This is a genomic window from Clostridium beijerinckii, assembly GCF_036699995.1.
GTDB classification, from domain to species: Bacteria; Bacillota; Clostridia; order Clostridiales; family Clostridiaceae; genus Clostridium; species Clostridium helianthi.
The window spans coordinates 3,660,273-3,682,739 of sequence record NZ_CP144906.1; the positions used below are offsets into that span (position 1 = coordinate 3,660,273).

The 22,467-nt window shown below is 28.6% G+C and carries 23 protein-coding genes; 2 read left to right on the forward strand and 21 right to left on the reverse strand.

Features of this window, described 5'->3' with window-relative positions; all coding sequences use genetic code 11:
- Positions 1-322: 322 nt before the first annotated feature.
- From fliB to PZA12_RS16870, 7 genes are all read right to left on the reverse strand, one after another.
- Positions 323-1,471: a flagellin lysine-N-methylase gene (fliB, locus tag PZA12_RS16840; RefSeq protein WP_103698744.1), complete on the reverse strand. Its 1,149-nt coding sequence runs from the start codon at positions 1,469-1,471 to the stop codon at positions 323-325.
- 309 nt (positions 1,472-1,780) lie between these two features.
- Positions 1,781-2,218, reverse strand: coding sequence for a YmaF family protein (locus tag PZA12_RS16845; RefSeq protein ID WP_012059464.1), 438 nt, complete (start codon positions 2,216-2,218; stop codon positions 1,781-1,783).
- Positions 2,219-2,873: 655 nt separating this feature from the next.
- Positions 2,874-3,044 carry a hypothetical protein gene (locus PZA12_RS16850; RefSeq protein ID WP_168983469.1) on the reverse strand — a complete coding sequence of 57 codons (171 nt, stop codon included), beginning with the start codon at positions 3,042-3,044 and terminating at the stop codon, positions 2,874-2,876.
- 218 nt (positions 3,045-3,262) lie between these two features.
- Positions 3,263-3,520, reverse strand: a complete 258-nt coding sequence (locus PZA12_RS16855; RefSeq protein ID WP_012059465.1) for a hypothetical protein — start codon at positions 3,518-3,520, stop codon at positions 3,263-3,265.
- Between the two features lie 166 nt (positions 3,521-3,686).
- Entirely contained in the window at positions 3,687-3,857 is a 171-nt protein-coding gene (locus PZA12_RS16860) for a hypothetical protein (RefSeq protein ID WP_171983670.1), read from the reverse strand.
- 118 nt (positions 3,858-3,975) lie between these two features.
- A complete protein-coding gene (locus PZA12_RS16865; RefSeq protein WP_078117481.1) occupies positions 3,976-4,224 on the reverse strand; it encodes a hypothetical protein in 249 nt (82 codons plus the stop codon).
- 701 nt (positions 4,225-4,925) lie between these two features.
- On the reverse strand, positions 4,926-5,909 hold the full coding sequence (locus tag PZA12_RS16870; protein WP_078117480.1) for an HD-GYP domain-containing protein: 984 nt from the start codon (positions 5,907-5,909) through the stop codon (positions 4,926-4,928).
- Positions 5,910-6,185: 276 nt separating this feature from the next.
- On the opposite strand from PZA12_RS16870, the gene PZA12_RS16875 reads away from it, so the two are divergent.
- Complete coding sequence (locus PZA12_RS16875; RefSeq protein ID WP_161223461.1) at positions 6,186-6,323, forward strand: hypothetical protein; 138 nt, start codon at positions 6,186-6,188, stop codon at positions 6,321-6,323.
- A 516-nt stretch (positions 6,324-6,839) separates the two neighbouring features.
- On the opposite strand, the gene PZA12_RS16880 is transcribed toward PZA12_RS16875, so the two are convergent.
- The 14 genes from PZA12_RS16880 to PZA12_RS16945 all read right to left on the reverse strand — a co-directional run bounded on the left by PZA12_RS16880 (position 6,840) and on the right by PZA12_RS16945 (position 20,624).
- Positions 6,840-7,124: a hypothetical protein gene (locus PZA12_RS16880; RefSeq protein WP_012059467.1), complete on the reverse strand. Its 285-nt coding sequence runs from the start codon at positions 7,122-7,124 to the stop codon at positions 6,840-6,842.
- Positions 7,125-7,265: 141 nt separating this feature from the next.
- Positions 7,266-8,057, reverse strand: coding sequence for a polysaccharide deacetylase family protein (locus PZA12_RS16885; protein ID WP_078117479.1), 792 nt, complete (start codon positions 8,055-8,057; stop codon positions 7,266-7,268).
- A 600-nt stretch (positions 8,058-8,657) separates the two neighbouring features.
- A complete protein-coding gene (locus tag PZA12_RS16890) occupies positions 8,658-9,128 on the reverse strand; it encodes a GNAT family N-acetyltransferase (protein ID WP_077839639.1) in 471 nt (156 codons plus the stop codon).
- Between the two features lie 199 nt (positions 9,129-9,327).
- Positions 9,328-9,759, reverse strand: a complete 432-nt coding sequence (locus PZA12_RS16895) for an HD domain-containing protein (protein ID WP_078117478.1) — start codon at positions 9,757-9,759, stop codon at positions 9,328-9,330.
- A 131-nt stretch (positions 9,760-9,890) separates the two neighbouring features.
- A complete protein-coding gene (locus PZA12_RS16900; protein ID WP_078117477.1) occupies positions 9,891-10,214 on the reverse strand; it encodes a thioredoxin family protein in 324 nt (107 codons plus the stop codon).
- Between the two features lies 1 nt (position 10,215).
- Positions 10,216-10,677 carry a hypothetical protein gene (locus PZA12_RS16905; protein WP_078117476.1) on the reverse strand — a complete coding sequence of 154 codons (462 nt, stop codon included), beginning with the start codon at positions 10,675-10,677 and terminating at the stop codon, positions 10,216-10,218.
- A gap of 490 nt (positions 10,678-11,167) precedes the next feature.
- On the reverse strand, positions 11,168-12,148 hold the full coding sequence (locus PZA12_RS16910; protein ID WP_078117475.1) for a substrate-binding domain-containing protein: 981 nt from the start codon (positions 12,146-12,148) through the stop codon (positions 11,168-11,170).
- A 176-nt stretch (positions 12,149-12,324) separates the two neighbouring features.
- Positions 12,325-14,313 carry a methyl-accepting chemotaxis protein gene (locus PZA12_RS16915; RefSeq protein ID WP_078117474.1) on the reverse strand — a complete coding sequence of 663 codons (1,989 nt, stop codon included), beginning with the start codon at positions 14,311-14,313 and terminating at the stop codon, positions 12,325-12,327.
- 213 nt (positions 14,314-14,526) lie between these two features.
- Positions 14,527-14,907: a DUF2085 domain-containing protein gene (locus PZA12_RS16920; RefSeq protein WP_338481368.1), complete on the reverse strand. Its 381-nt coding sequence runs from the start codon at positions 14,905-14,907 to the stop codon at positions 14,527-14,529.
- On the reverse strand, positions 14,888-15,112 hold the full coding sequence (locus PZA12_RS16925; protein WP_078117473.1) for a hypothetical protein: 225 nt from the start codon (positions 15,110-15,112) through the stop codon (positions 14,888-14,890). Before PZA12_RS16925 ends, PZA12_RS16920 begins: the two co-directional genes overlap by 20 nt.
- A gap of 83 nt (positions 15,113-15,195) precedes the next feature.
- Positions 15,196-16,248 carry a galactose ABC transporter substrate-binding protein gene (locus PZA12_RS16930; RefSeq protein ID WP_078117472.1) on the reverse strand — a complete coding sequence of 351 codons (1,053 nt, stop codon included), beginning with the start codon at positions 16,246-16,248 and terminating at the stop codon, positions 15,196-15,198.
- A gap of 233 nt (positions 16,249-16,481) precedes the next feature.
- Positions 16,482-18,374: an ABC transporter ATP-binding protein gene (locus PZA12_RS16935; protein ID WP_103698754.1), complete on the reverse strand. Its 1,893-nt coding sequence runs from the start codon at positions 18,372-18,374 to the stop codon at positions 16,482-16,484.
- A 31-nt stretch (positions 18,375-18,405) separates the two neighbouring features.
- Complete coding sequence (locus PZA12_RS16940; protein WP_078117470.1) at positions 18,406-20,139, reverse strand: ABC transporter ATP-binding protein; 1,734 nt, start codon at positions 20,137-20,139, stop codon at positions 18,406-18,408.
- A 53-nt stretch (positions 20,140-20,192) separates the two neighbouring features.
- Complete coding sequence (locus tag PZA12_RS16945) at positions 20,193-20,624, reverse strand: MarR family winged helix-turn-helix transcriptional regulator (RefSeq protein WP_078117469.1); 432 nt, start codon at positions 20,622-20,624, stop codon at positions 20,193-20,195.
- A 376-nt stretch (positions 20,625-21,000) separates the two neighbouring features.
- Here PZA12_RS16945 and PZA12_RS16950 point away from each other — a divergent pair, with 376 nt between their 5' ends.
- Complete coding sequence (locus PZA12_RS16950; protein ID WP_078117468.1) at positions 21,001-22,332, forward strand: DUF346 domain-containing protein; 1,332 nt, start codon at positions 21,001-21,003, stop codon at positions 22,330-22,332.
- Positions 22,333-22,467 lie beyond the last annotated feature (135 nt).

A 22,467-nucleotide genomic window follows, 5' to 3' on the forward strand; every position in this document is an offset into this window, starting at 1 on the left:
TTTTAGAATTCACTAATACTATCTCTATTTTTTATTTTAAATTTATTTATAGTAACTATAATATGTGTTGCGATTAAATTTCCGCATGGTTCGCTTTAATTGAGTTCTTAGCTTACTATGATTTTGGATGCGAATTTATCATTACAGCATGTATATTTAATATGTAAAATTTTTATATAATAATCTCAAAAGATATGTATATTTATTTACTACCCTGTCAATAATTCTAAAGGAAAGCATTATTACTCAACCACACTTAAAAATAGAGATAGTATTTTTTAATTAATAATACTATCTCTATTATATTCCTCTAAATTAACTTCTAATTATACCTTTCCAACAATTCCTTAAACACCTTATTGTGCTCTATGTCTTTGCTTAGAGATTGAATAACTCTTATAATCTGCTGTTCATTTATCTTTTCTTTGGAATTCATAGCAATTCCTATTATATAAGCTTTTATTATTTTATAAGTATTAATAAGAACTTTAATACTTTCCAAAAACTCTTCTCCTTTATTAAAAGGAATCAAGTCTTTAAAAATCTGATTTACTAAGTAATTTTCTAGAATGTATGAATAGTCATCTATCTCATTAAAATATCTAGGATTTTCTTCTAGATACGTGCGTAAATCACTTTTATTAAAAATCCCATCTTTATATTCATTAACACATTGCTTAAGCCTAATCCCTCTTATATTTTCAAACAGATCAGCCTCAGCAATATCTATATAAAAATCATTATTTTCTTTGAAATTCATTCCTTTTAACGACTCATAATCTATGTACTCATTATTAAAATCATCTAATAACTTCTCTATTCCATCAAAATCATTTAGTTTATATAGACTCTGAATTTTTCCATAAAAACTCTTAAGAATATTTAACCGTTCCTCTATTGAATATTCTCTCGATTGAATAATATTTATAGATATTACTCTTATATCCCAAAAATATTGAAAAAGGCTTTCCGTCCCTTCAAAGGCTTCACTATCTATAATTCTTTTTATCTCAATATCATTCTCATTTATTTCTTCTTCGCTCTCTATAAACTCCATTTTTTCTTTATTTAAGAACGCTTTTGTACATATTTCTATGCAAGAAGGTAATCCACTCTTTTCATAAATATTATCAACAATATTAAATACTCTAGGATAACTTTTGCAAGTTATACAAAGATTCTTTTCTCCAAAACCACCATGTATATCACAAAGCATATTACAATTTAAAAAAGGACATCTATTACCATCTTTTAGTGCCATGAAACCATTATTAAAAAAATCGTGTTCAGCTTCATTCACAAAAAACTTTCCTTCCAATAATTCTTTAAATTCACCAGTACTATTAGTGTAATTATTATAAGTATCCTCATCTATATTTATATCCCATCCCGCACAACAAGTATCAATGCAACTTGAGTTTATGCATTTAAAGTCTTCCATATATTTGGGTAAAAAAACGTTTATTTTCATTTACTAGCTCCAATCTTCTTACGTCCTTAAGAGTCATTTATCATATTCTAATATAGACTTATTTATATATTTCACTTTATTTAGAGATATAATTTCAATAAGTTTATATAATGTTATTATTACTATTTCAATTTCATTATATCATACTTAATCTCGCAAATATGTACATCATAGATGAAATACTGTACTAAAATATATAAGACGAAATTTAAATCACACTCTATTATGCATAAAGTGTGATAATCAAACATCTATAATATATATTTTAGAAGTTATTTAATGGTAAGCTTCTTTTATTGGTGTTTAAATCTAGCAATCTTTATCTTTAGGAACGTTTGTAGGATCTTCAACTAAAGTAGTAAAATAATAATCATGATAATGTCCATCTGCACAAGCTGTTTTACCCTTTACTAAATGAATATGCTTTCCGTCTGGAAGATAAATAGCCGGACCTGTTGTATCACAAAGATCATGGTAGTGATCACAAAAAGTATCTGTACGTCCTTCTATTTTATGAACGTGTGAATTACCACATTCTATTGCAGGACCAGTCATGCCGGCAATCCGATGATTATGTCTCACACATTCATCATCTTTTGCATAATCTGTACTTGATAAATATTCATGATTATGATTCTTTATTCTATAGCTAATATCTACATAGTTACAGTTATCCTCATTTTTATCATTTTGGTTATTTTTGTAACCACAGCTGCATCTCCCGTTATTATTACAATTGTATCTCACCGTAAGCTCCTCCTCCGTTATTAAAATATATATAATATTTTATGTTTGCTCGTATATTTGTGTGATTACTTAGTAACGTACCATATTTTTATTGCTTTCCTATAGTAAATCCATCATTTCAAGTAGATTTAATTTCTATAAAGTTTTATATAAGTTAGTCATCACCATTTTTTAACACTGGATCATTAAAATTAAAATTTCCATATAAAAAATCTTTTTAAATAATCGCAAATACATCATAATATTCTAATTCTTAAAATTAAATCGAAATAAAAAAGGTGGCATTGTCCATGACAATGCCACCTTTATAAAATGAAGAATCTTTTATCAAATCACCTTTATAATATCACAATATCTTAAATTAGTAACTATTTTTCATAACATAAATTTTGACAAAATGTGTCACAACTCTTTCAAAAATGTAATATAAATTAAGACTAATAAAATAAAGATGCAGTCAAATAGTGACTGCATCCAATGGTTAAACTTGAGAGAGAGTTATTTAGGATTTGAATATATTGTGTATTTATATAATAGCATATTATTTAAAAATAGTCCATATTAATTAATAACTTTTATTGATTAATATTCTTAAAATTCAAAAAAATAGAGGTAAATTAAATCATACAATTTAATTTACCTCTAATAATAAATATTATTGAGCTTGTAAAAATTCCTCATAGCTCTCTATTCTATCCTCTCTATTATTCTTCTTTAGCCAGTTATTATAAGTTAAAATAGTCTCTTCTAACTTGTTTATTTTTATCACTTTTCCATTCTTTTTCTTTTTTTCAGCGTATATATTGATTTTCATTAAGTTACCCATAATAACTCCCCTTCCTTAAATATTATTTATTACTTTTTCTCTTCAAATATATATTACCACATTATTATAAAATATTCCATACTATTTAATAATAATTATTTGTTATTTTTAAAATTATATTATATTCACTTTTTATCTAGTTCAAAAATAAATAAATAAAATACTTTAGAATTATATCTGTATATAATTACATAGGTCTCATAAAAATTAAAATAAATTTATTCTATGCCTTCAATCCTTAATAATTGAGGATTGTTATTAGAAACTCTAACATGTACTTTTGCTATCTTCATTCTCAAACTTTTTATTATTACCTTTACTTTGCATATAAAGTAATAGTCCTCGACACCATTAGTAATTACTGTGATAGGATCAAATTTGAATCCATTTATGCCATCTAACGCATCATTTAGCATTACTTTTTCTTCTATAGAAATTTCACTTCTGATTTCCATTTTTCTATTTTCTTTTAACATATAAACAAACACCTTCTCCTGTAACTATATTATTACCGGTTTTTGTCAGTTATTAATCAATTATATAAAGCTTTTCTTAATATAATATTACAAAAAAATAAAGATTCTGCTTTATTAAAAACAAAAGAGACAGATTAAACTTAAAATCTAATCTACCTCTTAGTAATTATCGAGCTCGTAAAAATTCTTCATAATTTTCAATTTTATCCTCTCTGTGCGTTACTTTTAACCAATAGTTATATTTTAAGATATTTTCTTCTAAAACTCTTAGTTTAATTTTACTATTATTATTCTTCTTAATCTCCGAATACATAATTATCTTAATTATATTCCCCATATTTACCACCTCCTTCTATATCTATAATACAATTTGAGTATATAAATTTGGGTACTAAAATTTTAGGGTATGAAGTATTTTCTCATATCCTAAAATAATTAATTTTCTATAATATATCTTATAATATTTCTTCAATAGTTAGTAAATTTATGCTTCCATCATTTTTAGTTTTAATATATATTTTGGCCATCTTCATTTGCCTATTATTCGCTTTTACTTTACATATAAAATAATAATCGCCTTTATGATTTATTATCACAAATACAGGAACAAATTCCCATCCAACTATTTCATTTAATGCTTTTCTTAATATTCTCTTATCCTTTGCTGTAATTGTATTCCTAATCTCTAAATCATTTGCTAGCATGCCATATACCCTCTCTCATAAAATACGCTTATCGATATTTATATTTGTCATGAATTAAGTCAATTCCTTACGCAAACATTTTTAATAAAACGTACAATTTTTTATCTGTGTCTTTTCCGATCTAGAAGCATCGTATATTTAATGATGAAATTCCAAAAATAAAATTAATTGTAGAGTAACCCAAATTTTTATCAAGAGAATATTAAATTATGATTCCTATATCAATTGTATATACAATAAAATTTGTTATTCTACTCTACATAATATGAAGAAGCTTTAATATATGTCACTAACAATAGGCCATAATCATAAGTATTCTTCATTCATCATTTTTTCTTTCAAATTTTAATAAAAAAATCGCAGGCGACTGTGTTTAAGTTCCGTATTGTGCTTCGCACTCTTTTCATATGTGTAGATTTTTTCACGCATCTGCCTTTTCGAACGCATGTGAGAAAAATCTGCACATCAGAAATGGCAGCTATGCACCTATAAAAAGAGTAGCTATGCTACAATACTGAACTATTCTGCATATAAGAACATTTTATGCAGGCGAATATGATTTACTTTTTTATTCTTTTATAGTAATTAACCTTAGTAAAATATACTACTATAAAGTTATCCACAGATTTTATTGGAATATAAATTCCTAAAGAATAAAAAAATAGTTAACCACAATCTCGTGGCTAACTAAAATGTCTAATCTAATATACTACTTCTTCAATGAATATAGTAAGGTTATTAACTAAATCAATATATTTTATATTATCATTTTCTTTAAATGCAACTATAGGTCTTGTTGGCATATTTATATTTTGTTTAATAACCATAGCTTCTAACCCATTACTCAACTTTACAGTTAAACCATTAGGGTAACAATAAATTGATCCTACAAAATCCTTATATATATCGTTACTGAACCTTTGCTGGCCCATTGCTGCTAATACTTCAATTGCATGGTGTGGTAAAATAGAATCATCAGACTCTAATATATTAATATATTCATTACAAATAGACACAATCTTTGCAAATTCATATATCTTGTCCCCTTTTAATTTTTCAGGATAACCACTGCCATCTTCATTTTCATGATGTGAACGTATGCAAGTACATAATGTTGCTGAAAAATAATTATTATTTTTTACCAATTTATACCCTTCAATAGTATGATCATCTCCATCAGAAACTATTTTACCAATATCATGTAATATAGCTCCAATCCCTAGTTTTAAAATTTTGTCCTGACTATATTTTTTCTTGTAACCAATTATTATTGATAATAATGCTACATTCAGCGAATGAGTACATAATTCAAGATCTTTATCATTTTTAGCTAAGTTGTTATATAAATAGGCATTTTCTGAAATATTTATATTTTCAATTATTTCTTCAACTATTTTTATCACTGGTTGTTCAGGGACATATTTTTTCCTTTTGCATTCATCAAATACATTCTTTAACTCTTTGATTGCCTTTAGCCTTAATGGTGCGTCATATATTTCTTGTAAAGTAACATCATTTATACCATCATCTATATAGATTGTATTTATACCTATTTTCTTTATTTGTTCAATATTTCTTTCATTAATTTTTGCACCTTTATTTAAATATATCATTCCTGATTGCGTATAAATAGGAACCGCTAACTCTTTGTCCATTGCTTTTTCATTTAATATAACTAATCTCATACCGTTCTTCTCCTCTTCATAAATATTTCATCTGTTTTTATACTGTTACTATAAATTATAATAAAATATACTTTATTGGTCAATTTTTTCACTTTATCCACTCTGATCTTAATAAATCATTTTATTCCACATTTACTTAATATGTTAAGTTTTATTAAATTATTTATTGATAGAATCTTATATAGACATTTTTTTTATTTTTATTCTAATTGTTGAAAATAGTCGTAATACAATTATGTTTTTTTGTTAATACTTTAAATAAGTGAGGTGTAGTTTATGATTATATTAAGTCTAATATTTTTAATCTTTATAGGAATAAATATATTTTGGAGTTCTGCGAAAAATAAAAATATAGATGACTATATGCAGGACATGCAAAAACAGTTGCAAGATGAGTTGAAAATAATAAAATAATAATAAAACTTAATATCGCTGTTTTAAATTGCAAAATAAAATGCAGCCATCATATGACTGCATTTTTTTATCTATTAATTATGAGGGGTTAAGGTAAAGGGGATTTGAATATCTTTTGTATGTTTATATATTAGCACATTATCATAGAATAATCAATATTAATTGATATTTTTTATCAACTAATATATGAATTAATACTTCTCACAACGAAATTGAGAGCAATCACTAGTAGTGCACTCTGTAATTTAGCCCTTTCAGCGAAATTTTCATATCCCTGTGAAATAACAATGTTTCTCCTTTCGGTAGATTGTTTCATAAGACTAAGCTATATATTGTTTATCTATATGAATATCTTTCTTTATAATTATTTCTAAGAAAATAAATATAAGCAGCAATTGGACAATTCCTAATTGCTGCTTTTGATAAATTATGAAAAAAGGTTTAACAATTTAATTATTAACATTTTTTTATTTTAAAAACCATTCCTATGCAACAATTTTACTTGTCGCAAAACTTTTATACTATTTCTTCTATTGCTAGCAATCTAGGCTTATTTCCATCTTGAACTTTAATATATATCCTTGCCATAGTCATTTGCAAATTTTCTATTATTGTTTTTACTTTACAAATAAAATAATACTCTTCTATTCCATTACTTACTACAGCTATTGGATTAAAACTCCATCCCTTTATTCCACTTATTGCTTTTTGCAATATCTTCTTATCCCTTTTTGTAACTTTATTTCTAATTTCTAATTCTTTATCATCTCTAATTTCTAGATCCTCAATTTCTTTTTCCATGATATAAACACCCTTTCTAATAACTATATTAATACTTATTTTTGTCAGTAGTTTGTCAAAGTTATTAACCTTTTGTAAACATCATATTACCAAAAAATGAATTATATAGAGTTAATAAAGAATATTTTTTATATCTGCTCCTTACATACCCTCAAAGAATGTGAATGTTCTTCTTGATATAGGAAAATATAACTCTTGTGTATCTTCTGTAATTGTCTTAAATTCATATCCTTGCGATTTATAGTATTCTATTATTTCCGGCAACGCTTCACAAGTATTATTATTCATATCCGTACAATGTAAAAGCAATATTACTTTTGATAATTTCTCGCTTCCCTTTGTTGCCTTCCTATATAAACTATATGGAGAAAGCTTTGGATTTAATCCATCTGTATTATCCATATTCCAGTCATATACTTTAAAATTATTATCATGTAATTTCTTTAAACATCTATTATTTAAATGCTTACTGCTTCCACCTGGAAACCTTATTATATTAGGTGAAATTCCAATAACATTATTTATCTGAATACGGCATGCAAGCATTTCTTGTATAAATTTATCTTCACTACAATAAATTTTATTAAATTTATGAGTATAAGTATGAAGGCCTATACTGTTTCCTTCATCATAAATTCTTTTTACAACTTCTTCTCTTCCCTCAATCTGGCTTCCTATTAGAAAAAAAGTTCCTTTAACATCCTTTTCCTTCAAAATGTCTAGAACACGATCTGTAACTTTATAGCTAGGACCATCATCAAAAGTCAGATAAATTACCTTCTTCATATCATGCGAAACTTTTTTATCCAGATCATGATTTTCACTAGTTGTTTCATTAGATGATATCGGAATAGCACTTACGTTTTTCACGCATATAAACATAACAAAAAGACCACTTAATAAAAATAAGAAATATTTTATTCTATTCTTCAATTTCTCACCCTCCTTTTATAATCCATTTTAGAATTATAATTCTCAACACTTCTTATAATTTACATATTTAAATTTTTTATTTGTGGTAATTTTGAACATCTACTTTAGCGATAAACAATAACAATTCAACTTACTTGATGAACAGATTTACAAAGTTGCTAAAACCTTGAGTTCATATCTTCACTAGAAATCATAAATATATTTGTAACCACAAGGGTCATAATATGGAGAAAACATTTGAAAATGAGCTGTTAAAGGTTCTTAGCTGTAGGTTGTTCCATTTTAGCTTGTGAAGTGAGAGTCCAAAATTTCATTTTGGGTTCTCGAACTTCCTCAGCGAATGTAATGAGTCGAGCTTCCCTAGGAAAGTTGGAACATGCTAAAATGGATACAACCTGCTGCTTAGAACCTTCAGCGATATTTTCATAGCTTTTCGGAATCAAAATATTTATGATTTCGGTAAGGTATACGCATAAGTATAGATTATAGTTGAGTTATCTATAGGCATAAAAATAAACTAATAAATATACATCTAAACTATTGTATATTGTATTAGTTTATTATCTTATACTATTTATATCTCTTAAACTTCAATAAAATTTATAATTCCTTTATGTACCACACATCACAAGCGTAATGTTCAGTTTCAACTAAAGGTTTTTCTAATCTAAGAAATCCATTCTTTTCGTAAAATCTCTTAGCCGCCTCCATATTATCAAAAGTTTCTAAATAACATTTTTTATAATGTTCTCTCGCAAATTCTAAAGAAAGATCCAGCAATTTCTTTGCGATACCTGAGCCTCTTGCTTCTTTTAAAGAATACATTTTTTGTAATTCACATACATCTTCAGTTCCTAACAATGGCCCTATCCCACAGCCTGCTACTATCTTGCCGTTTTCTTCAACTACCCAATATTTAGATTTTTCACCTCTATAGACTTGGTAAAAACATCCTAAGTTAGGATCAGACCAGGCACAACCTGGTTTATTAGCCCCAAATTCTATCAAACAAGTTCTTATTAAAGATTCTACTTGTTCATTATCTCTTTCCTGTATTTCTCTTATTATCATAAAGCTTTCCCCCACTACTAAAGTACTAGTTTAATTTTTATATAATAGGATACAATAAAATTACTTATTTATCAATATTAATTAAGAATGTTCCATTTAATATAACAATTAAAATAAAAATGCTCCTGAAACTTTCATATTATCTATAATATTTTCCATATCAAAAGAAAAACTGTTCTTCATCTCCTCTATATTACTCCTATCTATAAAATTCTAATGCATTAAGTATTTTATCTGCAGCTTTATTATATTTTTTTATTCTTTCATGATCTTTTTGAGAAGGATTTTCGATTCTTGATAGATTCATATTGTCTTTTAAATCAGCTAGTTTTATCTCACATGCTAAACTATTAGTAATTATTCTTTCTATAAACCCATCGTATGTTTCATTATGCCGTCTTGTTAAAGCATCCAGTGCAGATAGTATTTCTTCTGAAAAGCCTTCATTTTTTAAATAATCTATTGTAATATCAGTATCTTCTATTACATCATGAAGCACTGCACATATCATTTCTTCTTGACTTGTCCTTGAAAGCATTAATCTAAGAGGATGAAGAATATATGGTTTACCACCTTTATCCACCTGACCTTCATGAGCTTTTGCTGCTATACGTATAGCTTTTTCTAACATATCCCCACCTCCTTTTACTAGTCAAATTATATTTTATTCTACATTCACTGCAAAAAACTGCTATAAAATTAATATCCAAAGCAGTTTTTTTATACTGTAATAATCTATAGAAAGTTGTATTCGCCTTTAAATTAGAATATCATTTCATAATATCTCTTTACACTTGCTTCTAATTCTAGTAAATCTAAATTTCTTCCAACTCTTATGCTTTCCTTGCCTTCTATATAAAGTAGAAATATTGGCACAGAAAATACATTATATTTTGCTGCTAAATCTAAATGCTTTTCTGCATTTACTTCTCCACTCTTAATTTCAGGAAATCTTTTTAAAATATCTTCAATCTTAGTTTTAATGACTTCACACGCCCAGCAAGCTTCTCCTGTGAAATATATCGCGCTCATTCTTTTGTTTTCTATTAAATCTAATAGTTCCTTATCATTATTCAAATTGTCCAACTTAATTTACCTCACTATATTGCTCTTCTATCATCATATTTAATGTCATAACTTTATCCTCACCTAATATTTGATTTGCAGCATTATATAAATATTTATCTTCTGTTACTAATATAAGATTATCATCTGAATGACACCCATATAAAAGTAACAAATCATTCTGTGATAATTTATTTATACTATTTAAATATATATTACCACTTTTAGAGTACTTTATATTTAATTTTGATGAAAATTCTTCGAGATTACTCTTATTTATTTCTATAATTGAAAATAGCAATTTACAGAATCTTTCTGATAGTACTTGTTGACCTTTGTATTGTTTCCTTTCCTTGACAACAAGCTCTTCACTCACTTCTTTTAAAATTATTATTTTCTCATCTTCTATGAGTTTATTAATAATCGAAGGATACTGTTTCCAGAGTCCTATTACAACATTAGTATCTAATAAATACTTGTTCATAATTATCCCTCCCGCAATTGCTATATTATTATCCGTAATCTGTTTATATATTTATTATACTCCGTTTTATTTTTTTATTAATTATTAATAATCTTAGTTTTCTCATCTATCGTAAATTCATTCTCTTAATTATACAAGTTTTTCTTTCATACATATGAAGAGCTTTAGACATAATTTTTATTGTTTTATTTTTATTGTATTCTCCTCCCCTACTTACATGTGACTCTTGCAAAATAGTAATTTTCAAATAGTAAACCTATTAGTGATATAGCCCCAAATAATAAATAAAGTCGTGCATATTAACTACATGCACGACTTTATTTATTAGATTTTGATTAGTATATTTTATAGACTTAAGTCTTCTCTATTAGTTGAAATAACCTTTTTATACTGCAATTGACGTAATTATCAAATAACCACATCTTAAAATCAACTACTATCATTTCTTTGAATTTTATATGATTAATTTATTAAAACTATTAATATAAAATTAACTCATATAATTTTTCGCGTTATCCTTTGTTACTTTTTCAAATGGAACCCATATATGTTTACCATCCTGTGCTAAATTTTCCATATTAGATAACTCACCATTTGATCCTAGTTGAATAGCTGCCTGAACAGCATTTTTACTTTGGTCTTTCGCAGACTGATAAACAGTAAATTGTAAACCTCCATCTACAATAGCCTTGCATCCATCTGACGTAGCATCAATTCCCACAATCGGAATTAATGAAGTATCGATTTTATTTTCTTTAAATGAATCCATTACTCCAAGTGCCATTTCATCATTATTAGCAATTACGCAGTCAAATTTTCTACCTGTAGACAGGAATATATTAAACATCTCCTTAGCTTTTGCCCTGCTCCAATCTGCATTATCCTCAAAAACATAATCCGCATCTATTCCTTTTTCCTTGAAAGTTTCTTTTACTGCCTTCGTGCGCCCTTTAGTAGCTGCATGGTTCTTCTCACCTTTTAATAAAACCACTTTAATATTATTTTTATTTTTCAAATAATCTGCAATATATTCAGCTTGATATTGCCCTGCAACCTTTTCATCTGAAGATACATAAATGTACTTATCTTTCTCTAGCAAATCTTCGCTTGGACTACTATTCATAAATACTATCGGAAGATTTCCTGCAGCTTTTTTAAGTTGTAGCCCTGTACTTGAATCCACTGGAGTGCATATTATAGCATTATATCCACCAGAAGCTGCCTCTTTCATATGAGACACTTGCGTTTCTATAGAACCTGCCGCATCTTTAATAACTAAATCCACTTTTTCGCTATCAGCAAAATCTTTTGCACTTGTTGCTAGTATACTACGAAATGTATCTGAAGCATCTGAAATTGATAATAAAATTTTTACGTTTTTCTTTGATGAAGAACTGCTCTTTGAGCTACATCCTGATACCATAACAAACATCAAAATTATAGTTAATAATATAGATATTTTCTTTCTCATACTATATACTTCCCCCTTAAAACTCGTTATGTAATAATCATAAAGTCTAATAGAACAAAATTGCAGGTGACTGTGAAACCTTCTAAATCTGTCTTTTTGATAATTTATTTCTCGCAAGTATCACAATACCCATAGATTTTACTCTAATGTAAATTCCCAGAAAATAAAAAATATCCCTATATTTTAAACATTTGAATCTGTTTGCTAAGTTCATCAGATGTATTTGCTAAAGTTTCTGCATCATTAGCTACTTTTTCACTATTTTTAGTAATATTATTTGATTGATCAACCATGACTTCTGACGTTGCTAAAATTTCCTCTGAACTTGCTGCTTGTTCCTCTGCTATAGCGGCTACAGTTGTTGCAACATCATCTAAATGTCCAACTTTTTCAATCATTTCTTGAATTAGATCATTTGCTGAATTAATTTTATTGAAAATATTATCAAATGTATCAACTGTTCCACTTATTAAATAACTACTTTCATTAATATATTCTGCACTATCATGTGATTGCTTTACAGTATCCGAAACAAGTTTGTTAATTTCATTTACAATAGATGAAATATTTTTAACAGATTGAGAACTTGTATTAGCTAATTTGCCTATTTCACTTGCTACAACAGCGAAGCCTTTTCCTGCTTCTCCAGCCCTAGCTGCCTCTATTGATGCATTAAGCGATAAAAGATTAGTTTGTTCTGCAATGCTTCCAATAACATTTATAATACTAGTTATTTCAATTGAAGATTTCCCAACGTTGCTTATAGCCTGCTCAAGGGATCCTATTGAAGTCCTTATATTTTCCATAGCTACGCTTACTTTTTCCATATCTTTTATGCCTTTTTCTGAGATTTTAATAGTTTCCTTCATTTTATCATTCACATTATTGCCATCATCTCTAGTATTAGAAACGACATTAGCTAAAGTTGTTGTATTCTCAGCTATTTCTCCTACAGAACTTGATAACTGATCTACTGTGAGGTTTAAATTCTGCATAGACTCAGATTGAAGTTTAGATGAATCATATAACTCTGTAGAGATTCTTATACCGCCTTCAGATTGTTCACTCATTTTATTTGATACTATGCTAATATTATTTATCATATTTCTCATTACTGTTATAAACTCTTTTACACTTTTCAGCATAACTGAAATTTCATCATTACCCCTTATTTCCACATCAACTGTAAAATCTCCATTAGTCATAGATACAATTGTGTCTGTAAGTTTTCTAATAGGTTTTATAACTACTTGTACAACTCGCTCCACTAAAACAGCTAAAATAATAATAGAGATAATGCCTATTAAAATCATAAAAGTACGAAGCTTTATAAGTTCTGATAAAATAGATTTTGTAGGTACATATGATACAAGAATCCAATTTGTTCCCTCTACTTCTTTAAAAACAACCCTGTTATTATCTAACTCGCATGAATTGTAATCTTTATTTTCAATTTTTCCTGAAACATCTGTAAAAAATTTATCATTGCTGGAATCAAGTTTAGTGGAAATTAATTCACTATCTCTATTAGCCACTATTGTTTTATCACTACTGTCTATTAAGAAAGCTTCTGCATCATGCATCTCAATCATTGAATTTACAATTATCGATACCTTGTCCAGTGAAAGATCCACAGAAAAAATCTTTATCTTTCCTGATTTATCATTCAATATTGCTGAAGCACTAACAACATTCTTACCAAATTCATTCTTATATGGTGATCCAAATGCCATATTAACACGAGTAAGTCCCTCTTTATACCACACTGAGTTAAGCACATCTTTATCTGATTTATTGGATTTTTCTGCTTTAAATAGCTTTCCACTCTCATCAGCTATGTAAAATCCTTCTTTGTAATTATCACTGTATCCATAATATTTATTTAGTAAGTCTTGTAATTGTTTTTCGCTTAAATTCGCAACCTCTAACGAATCTTTTAAAGTTTTAAATGATGACAAGTTCTCATTTAACAATGATTCAATTTGATCAACCTGCTTTTTACTTGAGGTTTCTAGCAAATCATTAGCTGAGTTAGTTATTATATTTTTAGACTTATTGTAAGAAATAAAAATAAGCAATGAAATTACTATTACTAGCATTGGAATAATGATTCCAAGCAGTTTTGTTTTGATCGAAACCGTATACTTAGTTTCCCCTTTTTTCATAAATATCCCCCTTTTAGGTAGTATAGATTATAATAGCATTATTCCTATATCTATAATACATTTTTTCTTACTCTAAGTATACTTTATTTCTACATTATTCTGTATTTTTCCTTTATTTTTTTAAAATCATCTATTTAAAATGAGTTTTTATAAAAAAAATCACAGATGACAATATCTTCATCTGCAATTCTTAATTGAATAATTTTTATATATTTATAATTTCTCACATAATGTTTTAATTGCATACATTAATAAGAAAGCTAATCCGATTCCAAATGAAACTCCTGTAATTAGCCTTCTAATATTAGTTGATTTCTTAATTTTAAATAATTGTAGTAAACCATCACAAATCATAATTAAAATCAATACTCCACACATCTTTAAACTAATCTTTGCTTTGACTACAAACAAAATCACTGCAATTATATAACCCAAATAAATTCCAGTACACCTTGCACACACTGGAAATTGAAATCCCCTAAAACTGAAACTCCTTTCATACATTTGATGGCAGCCACTAAGTGCACCAGCTTTCATAAGAAGTATCCAGAACTTTGTTTTCTTATCCGTTACATTATTTAAATCTTGCCCCACAATCTGCACACACCCTATACGTATTTGTCTTAGTTTTAGTTTTTCCCATACCGAGCATTCCGCATAGCAATCCAATAGGACCTAAACATATATATCCTAAGCAGCCTTTTCCCGCGCCAAAGCCTTTCGTAGTTTCAGTAATATCACTTACTACTCTGACATTTAAACTCCCACATCTAGGACATCCAACATTTACATTATTCATTCTCTGTATCCCCCATAACAATAAAACTACCATAATTATACTACTGAGAAATATTACATTGCAATAATTCTCCAAATTCTAATTTATTTTACATATTCACGATAAGGCATACGTAAAATTCTATTATCATCAAATTTGTATTTTGTACCTTCTAGAGGATCTTTTCCCTTAACTAAGTTCATGCCTACAGAATATATTGCTTGAGCTTCTGCATTTGCATCTTGAATAACTGTCCCGGTCATAAATCCTTTATCAACTAATTCCATAGCTTCTGGAATTGCATCAATTCCAACTACCAAAACATTTTTATTTTTATCACCTTTATTATATCCATATTTCTGAAGCGCTTTAACAGCTCCTATGGCCATAGCATCATTATTTGCTATAATTGCTTCAACATTATTACCATATCTTAAAAACAAGGAATCAATACTAGCCCTAGCACACTCCTCATCCCAATTACAGTTTTGTATTGCAAGTTCCTGGGTTTTTATTCCCGCATCATTGATTGTTGAAATAGAGTACTTTGTCCTATCAATAGTACCAGGATGATCTATCTTTCCCTGAAGCATAATATATTGAAGCATGTTATCTTTATTTTTATCTATAGCTCCCTTATTGGCATTCCATGAATCAACAATTATATTACCTTCTAGAACTCCAGATTGTTCAGTGTCTGTTCCGAGAAAAACAATACTCTTGTAAGGAGTAATAAAGTTTAATATATCTTTATTAGGTGTTCCATCCAAAATTAATGGTATATTATTTTTTTCAATTTTATTAATTACATCACTTATAGTATCCACCTTTGTATCAACCAGATTTATTACAAACAAGTTAAACTGATCATCAATAGCTTCGTAAATACTTTCGTTTTGTATAACCTGATTTCCTTTTCCATCAAAAAAAGTAAACTCAACCTTGCCCTTATTTTCTTTCTGAATCTCCTCTAAGCTCTTTCTAACCTCAATGTTATATTGATCATCTTCTCTAGATTGAAACATAGCTACTTTTACTGGAATTATCGAAGCCCCATTTAAATTAATTGCTAAACTTTTCGAAATACTACCTATTAGCATAATTATTATTACAAATGAAATTGTAGTAAATATAAGTATCTTTTTAAATACACTCATTTCAAGACCCTCCTATACTTAGTTATACTCATAGATTGTCTTTTAATAAGAGTTTTATTCTGCATATAAGAGCATTTTATGCAAGTGAATATTATTTATTTTTTATTCTTCAAAAATACTAAACCAAGCTAATTAATATGTTCAAAAAATTATTCATATATTTTACTGAATTATAAGTTTCTAAGGAATAAAAAATTTAATGACCACAATTTTGTGGTCATTAAATTTCAGCTTTATGATAATTCAAAAGCTCCTGTATATAATTGATAATACTTACCTTTTTCTTTTATTAGATCATCATGATTTCCTCTTTCAATAATTCTACCTTGGTCTAATACCATAATTACATCAGAGTTTTTAATTGTTGAAAGTCTATGAGCAATTACAAAAACTGTTCTTCCTTTCATAAGCTTATCCATTCCTTCTTGAACAATTCTTTCTGTTCTTGTATCGATGCTTGAAGTTGCTTCATCTAAGATTAAAACTGGTGGATCAGCTATTGCTGCTCTAGCAATTGTTAGTAGCTGTCTTTGACCTTGTGAAAGACTGCCTCCATCTCCTGTAAGAACTGTATCATAGCCATTTGGAAGATGTCTTATAAATGTATCTGCATTTGCAAGTTTTGCTGCTGCAACTACTTCTTCATCTGTAGCATCTAATTTACCATATCTAATATTATCTGCTACTGTTCCAGTGAAAAGATGAGCATCTTGAAGTACTATTCCAAGAGATCTTCTTAAGTCATCCTTTTTAATCTTATTGATATTAATGCCATCATATCTTATCTTTCCATCTTGAATATCATAGAAACGGTTGATTAAATTAGTAATAGTGGTTTTACCTGCTCCTGTGGCACCTACAAAGGCTATTTTTTGTCCTTGTTTAGCATAGAGCTTTATATTATGCAATATTATTTTTTCATCATTATATCCAAAGTCCACATCATCAAATACTACTTCACCGAGAAGCTTTGTATACGTAATAGTTCCATCTTCATGAGGATGTTTCCATGCCCAAATTCCAGTACGCTCTTTGCACTCCTCTAATTCCCCATTTTCATTTTCCTTAGCATTTACCAAAGTAACATAACCTTCATCTGTTTCTTTCTTTTCATCAAGAAGCTTGAATATACGTTCTGCACCCGCAAGTGCCATAATAACAAAATTGAATTGTTGAGCCATTTGATTAATTGTTTGACTAAAGTTTCTTGTTAATTGCAAAAATGCTGCAAGTCCACCAAGTGTAAATCCACCAAATGCACCAATAGCTAGAACTGATCCAAAGATAGCAACTGCTACATAATTTATATATCCAATGTTACCCATAATAGGCATCAAGACATTAGCATATTTATTTGCATTATTTGCACTATTAAAGAGCATATCATTTAATCTATCAAAGTTAGCTTTTGCCTCTTCTTCATGGCAAAATACTTTCACAACCTTTTGCCCTTCCATCATTTCTTCTATATATCCATTTACTGCACCTATATCTTTTTGTTGAAGACCAAAATATTTTCCACTCTTTGCGCCAATAACTTTAGTAACTCTAAACATCAATAATATAATTATAATTTCAACACCTGTTAAAGGAATACTTAAATATATCATTGAAGCAAATATACTAACAACAGTTATGATAGCTGATAATAATTGTGGTATTCCTTGGCTTATCATTTGTCTTAAAGCATCTGTATCATTTGTATATAAGCTCATTAAATCCCCATGAGCATGTGTATCGAAGAACTTTATTGGTAAATTCTCCATATGAGCAAACATATCATCTCTTATTCTTTTTAGAGATCCTTGTGAGATTACAATCATTATACGACTATATATATAAGTTGATATAACCCCGACATAATAAATTACTGCCATCGTAATTATCATTTTAAGAAGAGGTCCAAAATCTGCTCCTGATTTATTTAAAAGTGGTGTTATATAATCATCAATTAAGTTTCTTAAAAATAACGTTCCAATAACATTAGCAAGAGAACTTATAATAATAGTTACTAGTACCATGAAAAATAAAAACTTATATTCTTTAAGTATATACGCTAATAATCTTTTTAGTATCTTCAAAGAATTTTTATCGGCTTTTACAGGAGCACGTCCGCCACGTCCCATCATTCTAGGAGGTCTATTGCTAGCATTATCTTTACTCATTGTCGCTCGCCCCTTTCATTTGAGATTCGTAAACTTCACTATATATTTCATTTGATTTTAGTAATTCTTCATGAGTTCCAAATCCATCTATTTTCCCATCATTTAATACAACAATTTTATCTGCATCTTGAACTGAAGAAATACGCTGAGCAATAATAATCTTTGTAGTATTTGGTATTGTTTCTTTAAATGCTTTCCTGATTAAAGCATCAGTTTTAGTATCTACTGCACTTGTTGAATCATCTAAAATTAATATTTTAGGCTTTTTAAGTAGCGCTCTTGCAATACATAATCTTTGCTTTTGCCCTCCAGATACATTTGTTCCGCCTTGTTCGACAAAAGTATCGTACTTATCTGGAAGATTTTCTATAAATTCATCTGCCTGCGCTTGTTTACACGCTTCAATTAATTCTTCATCAGAGGCATCTTTATTTCCCCATCTTAAATTCTCTTTTATTGTTCCAGAAAATAAAACATTCTTTTGTAATACCATAGAAACCTCATCTCTAAGTGTTTCTATATCATATTTTCGAACATCAACTCCTCCGACCTCAACACTACCATTTGTAGTATCATACAATCTTGGAATAAGCTGAACAAGAGTAGTTTTTGAACTTCCTGTTCCTCCTATAATTCCAATAGTCTCACCAGAATTAATTTTCAAATTGATATTTTCTAAAACAAGGTTGTCCTTATCTTTGTTATACGAAAAGCCAACATTATTAAAAGTTATAGATCCGTCTTTTACTTCATAAACTGGATTTTCATCATTTGCCAAATCACTTTTTTCATTTAAAACTTCTGTAATTCTTTCAGCTGATGATTTAGACATAATTACCATTACAAATACCATTGAAAGGAACATTAAACTCATTAATATATTAAGAGTATAAGTAAATAAACTCATCAATTCTCCAGTTGACATAGTATTTGAAACAATCATTTTTGCACCAAGCCAAGATAAAAGCAAGATACATGTATAAACTGTAAATTGCATTGCTGGAGCATTAACTATGATTAATTTTTCAGCTCTTATAAAATATTTGTATAAAGTTTCAGAAGCTTTATAAAACTTGCTGGTTTCATGATCTTCTCTTACATAAGCCTTTACTGCTCTAATTCCAGTTAAATTTTCTTGTACACTAGCATTTAAATCATCATACTTTTTAAAAACTTCAACAAAATATGGGTGTACTGTAGTCATAATGAAATATAATATAACTCCAAGAAAAACTATTGCGCCTATAAATATCATAGATAATTTTGCATTAATATAAAAACACATTGTTGTAGCGGATATAAGCATAAATGGAGCCCTTACAGCCATTCTTATTATCATTTGGAATGCATTCTGAACATTTGTTACATCTGTAGTCAGCCTTGTTATAAGTCCAGCTGTAGAATATTTATCTATATTGGAGAAAGAAAAATTTTGTATATTATAATACATTCCCTTTCTCAAATTTCTAGCAAACCCTGTTGAAGCTTTAGATGCATGTACACCACCCAAAACTCCAAAAGTTAGAGATAGAAATGATGTTATTATCATTGCTCCACCAACAATACTTACATATTTTACATCACCTTTTCCTACTCCATTATCAATAATCCATGCCATCAAAAGTGGAATAATTGTTTCCATAACTACTTCTAATGCTACATATAGAGGAGTTAGAATACTATCTCTTTTAAATTCTGCTACAAAACCTGCTAATTTTTTTATCATAATTTTCCTCCTTCTTTGTTAGGTTTCTAACTAATAGCTCAAAAAAAATTGCATTAATCTGCAATTTTCTTAGCCAATCTATCAATTAAAGAAACTAATATATTAAATTCATCCTCATTTAGTTCATCTCTTAATGATTTTTCAACTCTAAGGATAAACTCATATACATTTCTTTGAATTTCCATTCCCTTTTCTGTTAATACTATTTTTTTTAGACGTGCATCTTCTAATACACTTATTCTCTTAATATGCCCATTCTTCTCCATCAATTGAAGTACGCTTGTAACTGAGGAGCGTCTAATATCAAGTTCTTCTTCTATGTCCTTCTGAAAAATGTCTTTTTTATCTGATTTATGATATATGAATCCAAGAATCCTAGCTTGAACTCCAGTCACACCATATTGTGAAGCTTCCTTATCTATTCTTCTATGCAATCTCCTAGATAACATACTCAATTTTTTCCCAATGTGTACCTCTTTATCCATACTTATGCTCCCATCAATTTGTTAGATTTCTAACATATATTATTTTAGTTTCACTTTTTAAATTTGTCAAGGTAATATAATTTTATTTTAAAAATAGTACTTTTCAACTCTTAGAAATTAGTTTCCTTCTATTTATTATCAATTCTTTATCTGATATTTTCTATTTTCATTTTATGAATCAAAATCTCCAATAACAACTTGAAGCCTTTCATTACTGTATTTATACTCTTGCTTTAAATCTATTATTTTTTTGAATATAGAAACTCAATTGCTACATATATATTAAATTTACTATCTCTGTAACATACCTAAACCGCAATCATAAAATGAATGAGACAGGCTTTACTGCCATAGCAAAAATACAAGGAGATTCTCAATGTATAATGATGATTTTTTTTACTGTCCGTATTGTATGCAGAAAAATATTTGTCCATTTTTTGATGAACAAATGAAAAATTTCGGCGATGATGATCAAATGTCAAGATTTGATAGATACGAAGATTCTTATGAATTTCAAGATTCAAACTTATTGACTAAAGAAATTCACTCAGATTCTTATAGAGCTTCTGACCAAGAAGTTAATAGAATATTAAGATTAATGCGTAATCAAATGCCTCAACTTTTCTCACTACTCCAAGGAGTTGGCGATAACTATTTTAGAACCGCTATTGCTTTCACTTTAGATAATGCTCAAACATATCCAGGAAATATAAATCAAAGTGTAAATAGAATTTTTAATGACTTTAGAAGAAGAAATAATTCAATTTTTCTTTCTCTTCGTTCTCTAGGTGTTCCTAACAACGTTATTAATCTCACTTTTAGATCTATAATTGAATTTACTCTTAGAAACATTAAACCTTCACCAGCTCCTGGTCCAAATCCTACTCCATCGCCTAGTAGTGGTTGGAGTAAATGGGAAGATCTTGGCGGAGTTTTAAAATATTCTCCTGGGGTTTCTTCTTGGTCTGCAAACAGGCTTGATGTATTTGTAACTGGATCTGATAATGCTCTTTACCACAAATGGTGGGACGGCTCTCGCTGGAATGATTTCGAAAACCTTGGTGGCGTTCTAACTTCTGGTCCAGCAGCTGTTTCTTGGGGAAATAATAGGATCGATGTATTTGGTAAAGGTTCAAATAACGCAATGTATCATAAGTGGTGGGATGGCTCTCGTTGGAGTGATTTTGAAAATCTTGGTGGAGTCTTAACATCTGCACCTGCTGCTTCTTCCTGGGCTGCCAACAGAATAGATACATTTGTCCGTGGAACAGATAATGCTCTTTATCACAAATGGTGGGACGGCTCTCGCTGGAGCGACTTTGAAAACCTTGGTGGCGTTCTAACTTCTGGCCCAGCAGCTGTTTCTTGGGGAAATAATAGAATTGATGTATTTGTTCGTGGTCAGGGAAATCGTCTATATCATAAATGGTGGGATGGTTCTCGTTGGAATGACTTTGAAGACCTTGGTGGAAATTTAGCATCTGCCCCTGCTGTATCTTCTCGAGCTTCTAATAGGCTAGATGTATTTGCACGAAATCAAAGTAACCAATTAATTACAAAGACATGGAACGGTTCGCGCTGGAGCGATTGGCAAACAATCGGTGGTTCCTTCACTTTAGATCCTGCGGCTGTTTCTTGGGGCTCTAATAGAACTGACGTATTTGCAAAAGGTCCACGAAATTCTCTATTGCATATTTGGAGAGATTAATTAGTATAAATTACTGAATTATAATTTTCTAAAATAATAAAAAATGCTTAGTTTTTTCTGTACTAAGCATTTTTTATTGCTATAAACTTTACAAGTTAAGCAATGTATATAGATTTTTTATAAACTCATAAATTC

Coding starts and splice junctions, on each gene's coding strand:
- fliB (WP_103698744.1), bottom strand. CDS start 1,471: ATGAAAATAAACGTTTTTTTACCCAAATATATGGAAGACTTTAAATGC.
- PZA12_RS16850 (WP_168983469.1), bottom strand. CDS start 3,044: ATGGGTAACTTAATGAAAATCAATATATACGCTGAAAAAAAGAAAAAG.
- PZA12_RS16855 (WP_012059465.1), bottom strand. CDS start 3,520: ATGTTAAAAGAAAATAGAAAAATGGAAATCAGAAGTGAAATTTCTATA.
- PZA12_RS16860 (WP_171983670.1), bottom strand. CDS start 3,857: ATGGGGAATATAATTAAGATAATTATGTATTCGGAGATTAAGAAGAAT.
- PZA12_RS16865 (WP_078117481.1), bottom strand. CDS start 4,224: ATGCTAGCAAATGATTTAGAGATTAGGAATACAATTACAGCAAAGGAT.
- PZA12_RS16870 (WP_078117480.1), bottom strand. CDS start 5,909: ATGAGATTAGTTATATTAAATGAAAAAGCAATGGACAAAGAGTTAGCG.
- PZA12_RS16875 (WP_161223461.1), top strand. CDS start 6,186: ATGATTATATTAAGTCTAATATTTTTAATCTTTATAGGAATAAATATA.
- PZA12_RS16880 (WP_012059467.1), bottom strand. CDS start 7,124: ATGGAAAAAGAAATTGAGGATCTAGAAATTAGAGATGATAAAGAATTA.
- PZA12_RS16890 (WP_077839639.1), bottom strand. CDS start 9,128: ATGATAATAAGAGAAATACAGGAAAGAGATAATGAACAAGTAGAATCT.
- PZA12_RS16895 (WP_078117478.1), bottom strand. CDS start 9,759: ATGTTAGAAAAAGCTATACGTATAGCAGCAAAAGCTCATGAAGGTCAG.
- PZA12_RS16905 (WP_078117476.1), bottom strand. CDS start 10,677: ATGAACAAGTATTTATTAGATACTAATGTTGTAATAGGACTCTGGAAA.
- PZA12_RS16910 (WP_078117475.1), bottom strand. CDS start 12,148: ATGAGAAAGAAAATATCTATATTATTAACTATAATTTTGATGTTTGTT.
- PZA12_RS16915 (WP_078117474.1), bottom strand. CDS start 14,313: ATGAAAAAAGGGGAAACTAAGTATACGGTTTCGATCAAAACAAAACTG.
- PZA12_RS16925 (WP_078117473.1), bottom strand. CDS start 15,112: ATGAATAATGTAAATGTTGGATGTCCTAGATGTGGGAGTTTAAATGTC.
- PZA12_RS16930 (WP_078117472.1), bottom strand. CDS start 16,248: ATGAGTGTATTTAAAAAGATACTTATATTTACTACAATTTCATTTGTA.
- PZA12_RS16935 (WP_103698754.1), bottom strand. CDS start 18,374: ATGGGACGTGGCGGACGTGCTCCTGTAAAAGCCGATAAAAATTCTTTG.
- PZA12_RS16940 (WP_078117470.1), bottom strand. CDS start 20,139: ATGATAAAAAAATTAGCAGGTTTTGTAGCAGAATTTAAAAGAGATAGT.
- PZA12_RS16945 (WP_078117469.1), bottom strand. CDS start 20,624: ATGGATAAAGAGGTACACATTGGGAAAAAATTGAGTATGTTATCTAGG.
- PZA12_RS16950 (WP_078117468.1), top strand. CDS start 21,001: ATGTATAATGATGATTTTTTTTACTGTCCGTATTGTATGCAGAAAAAT.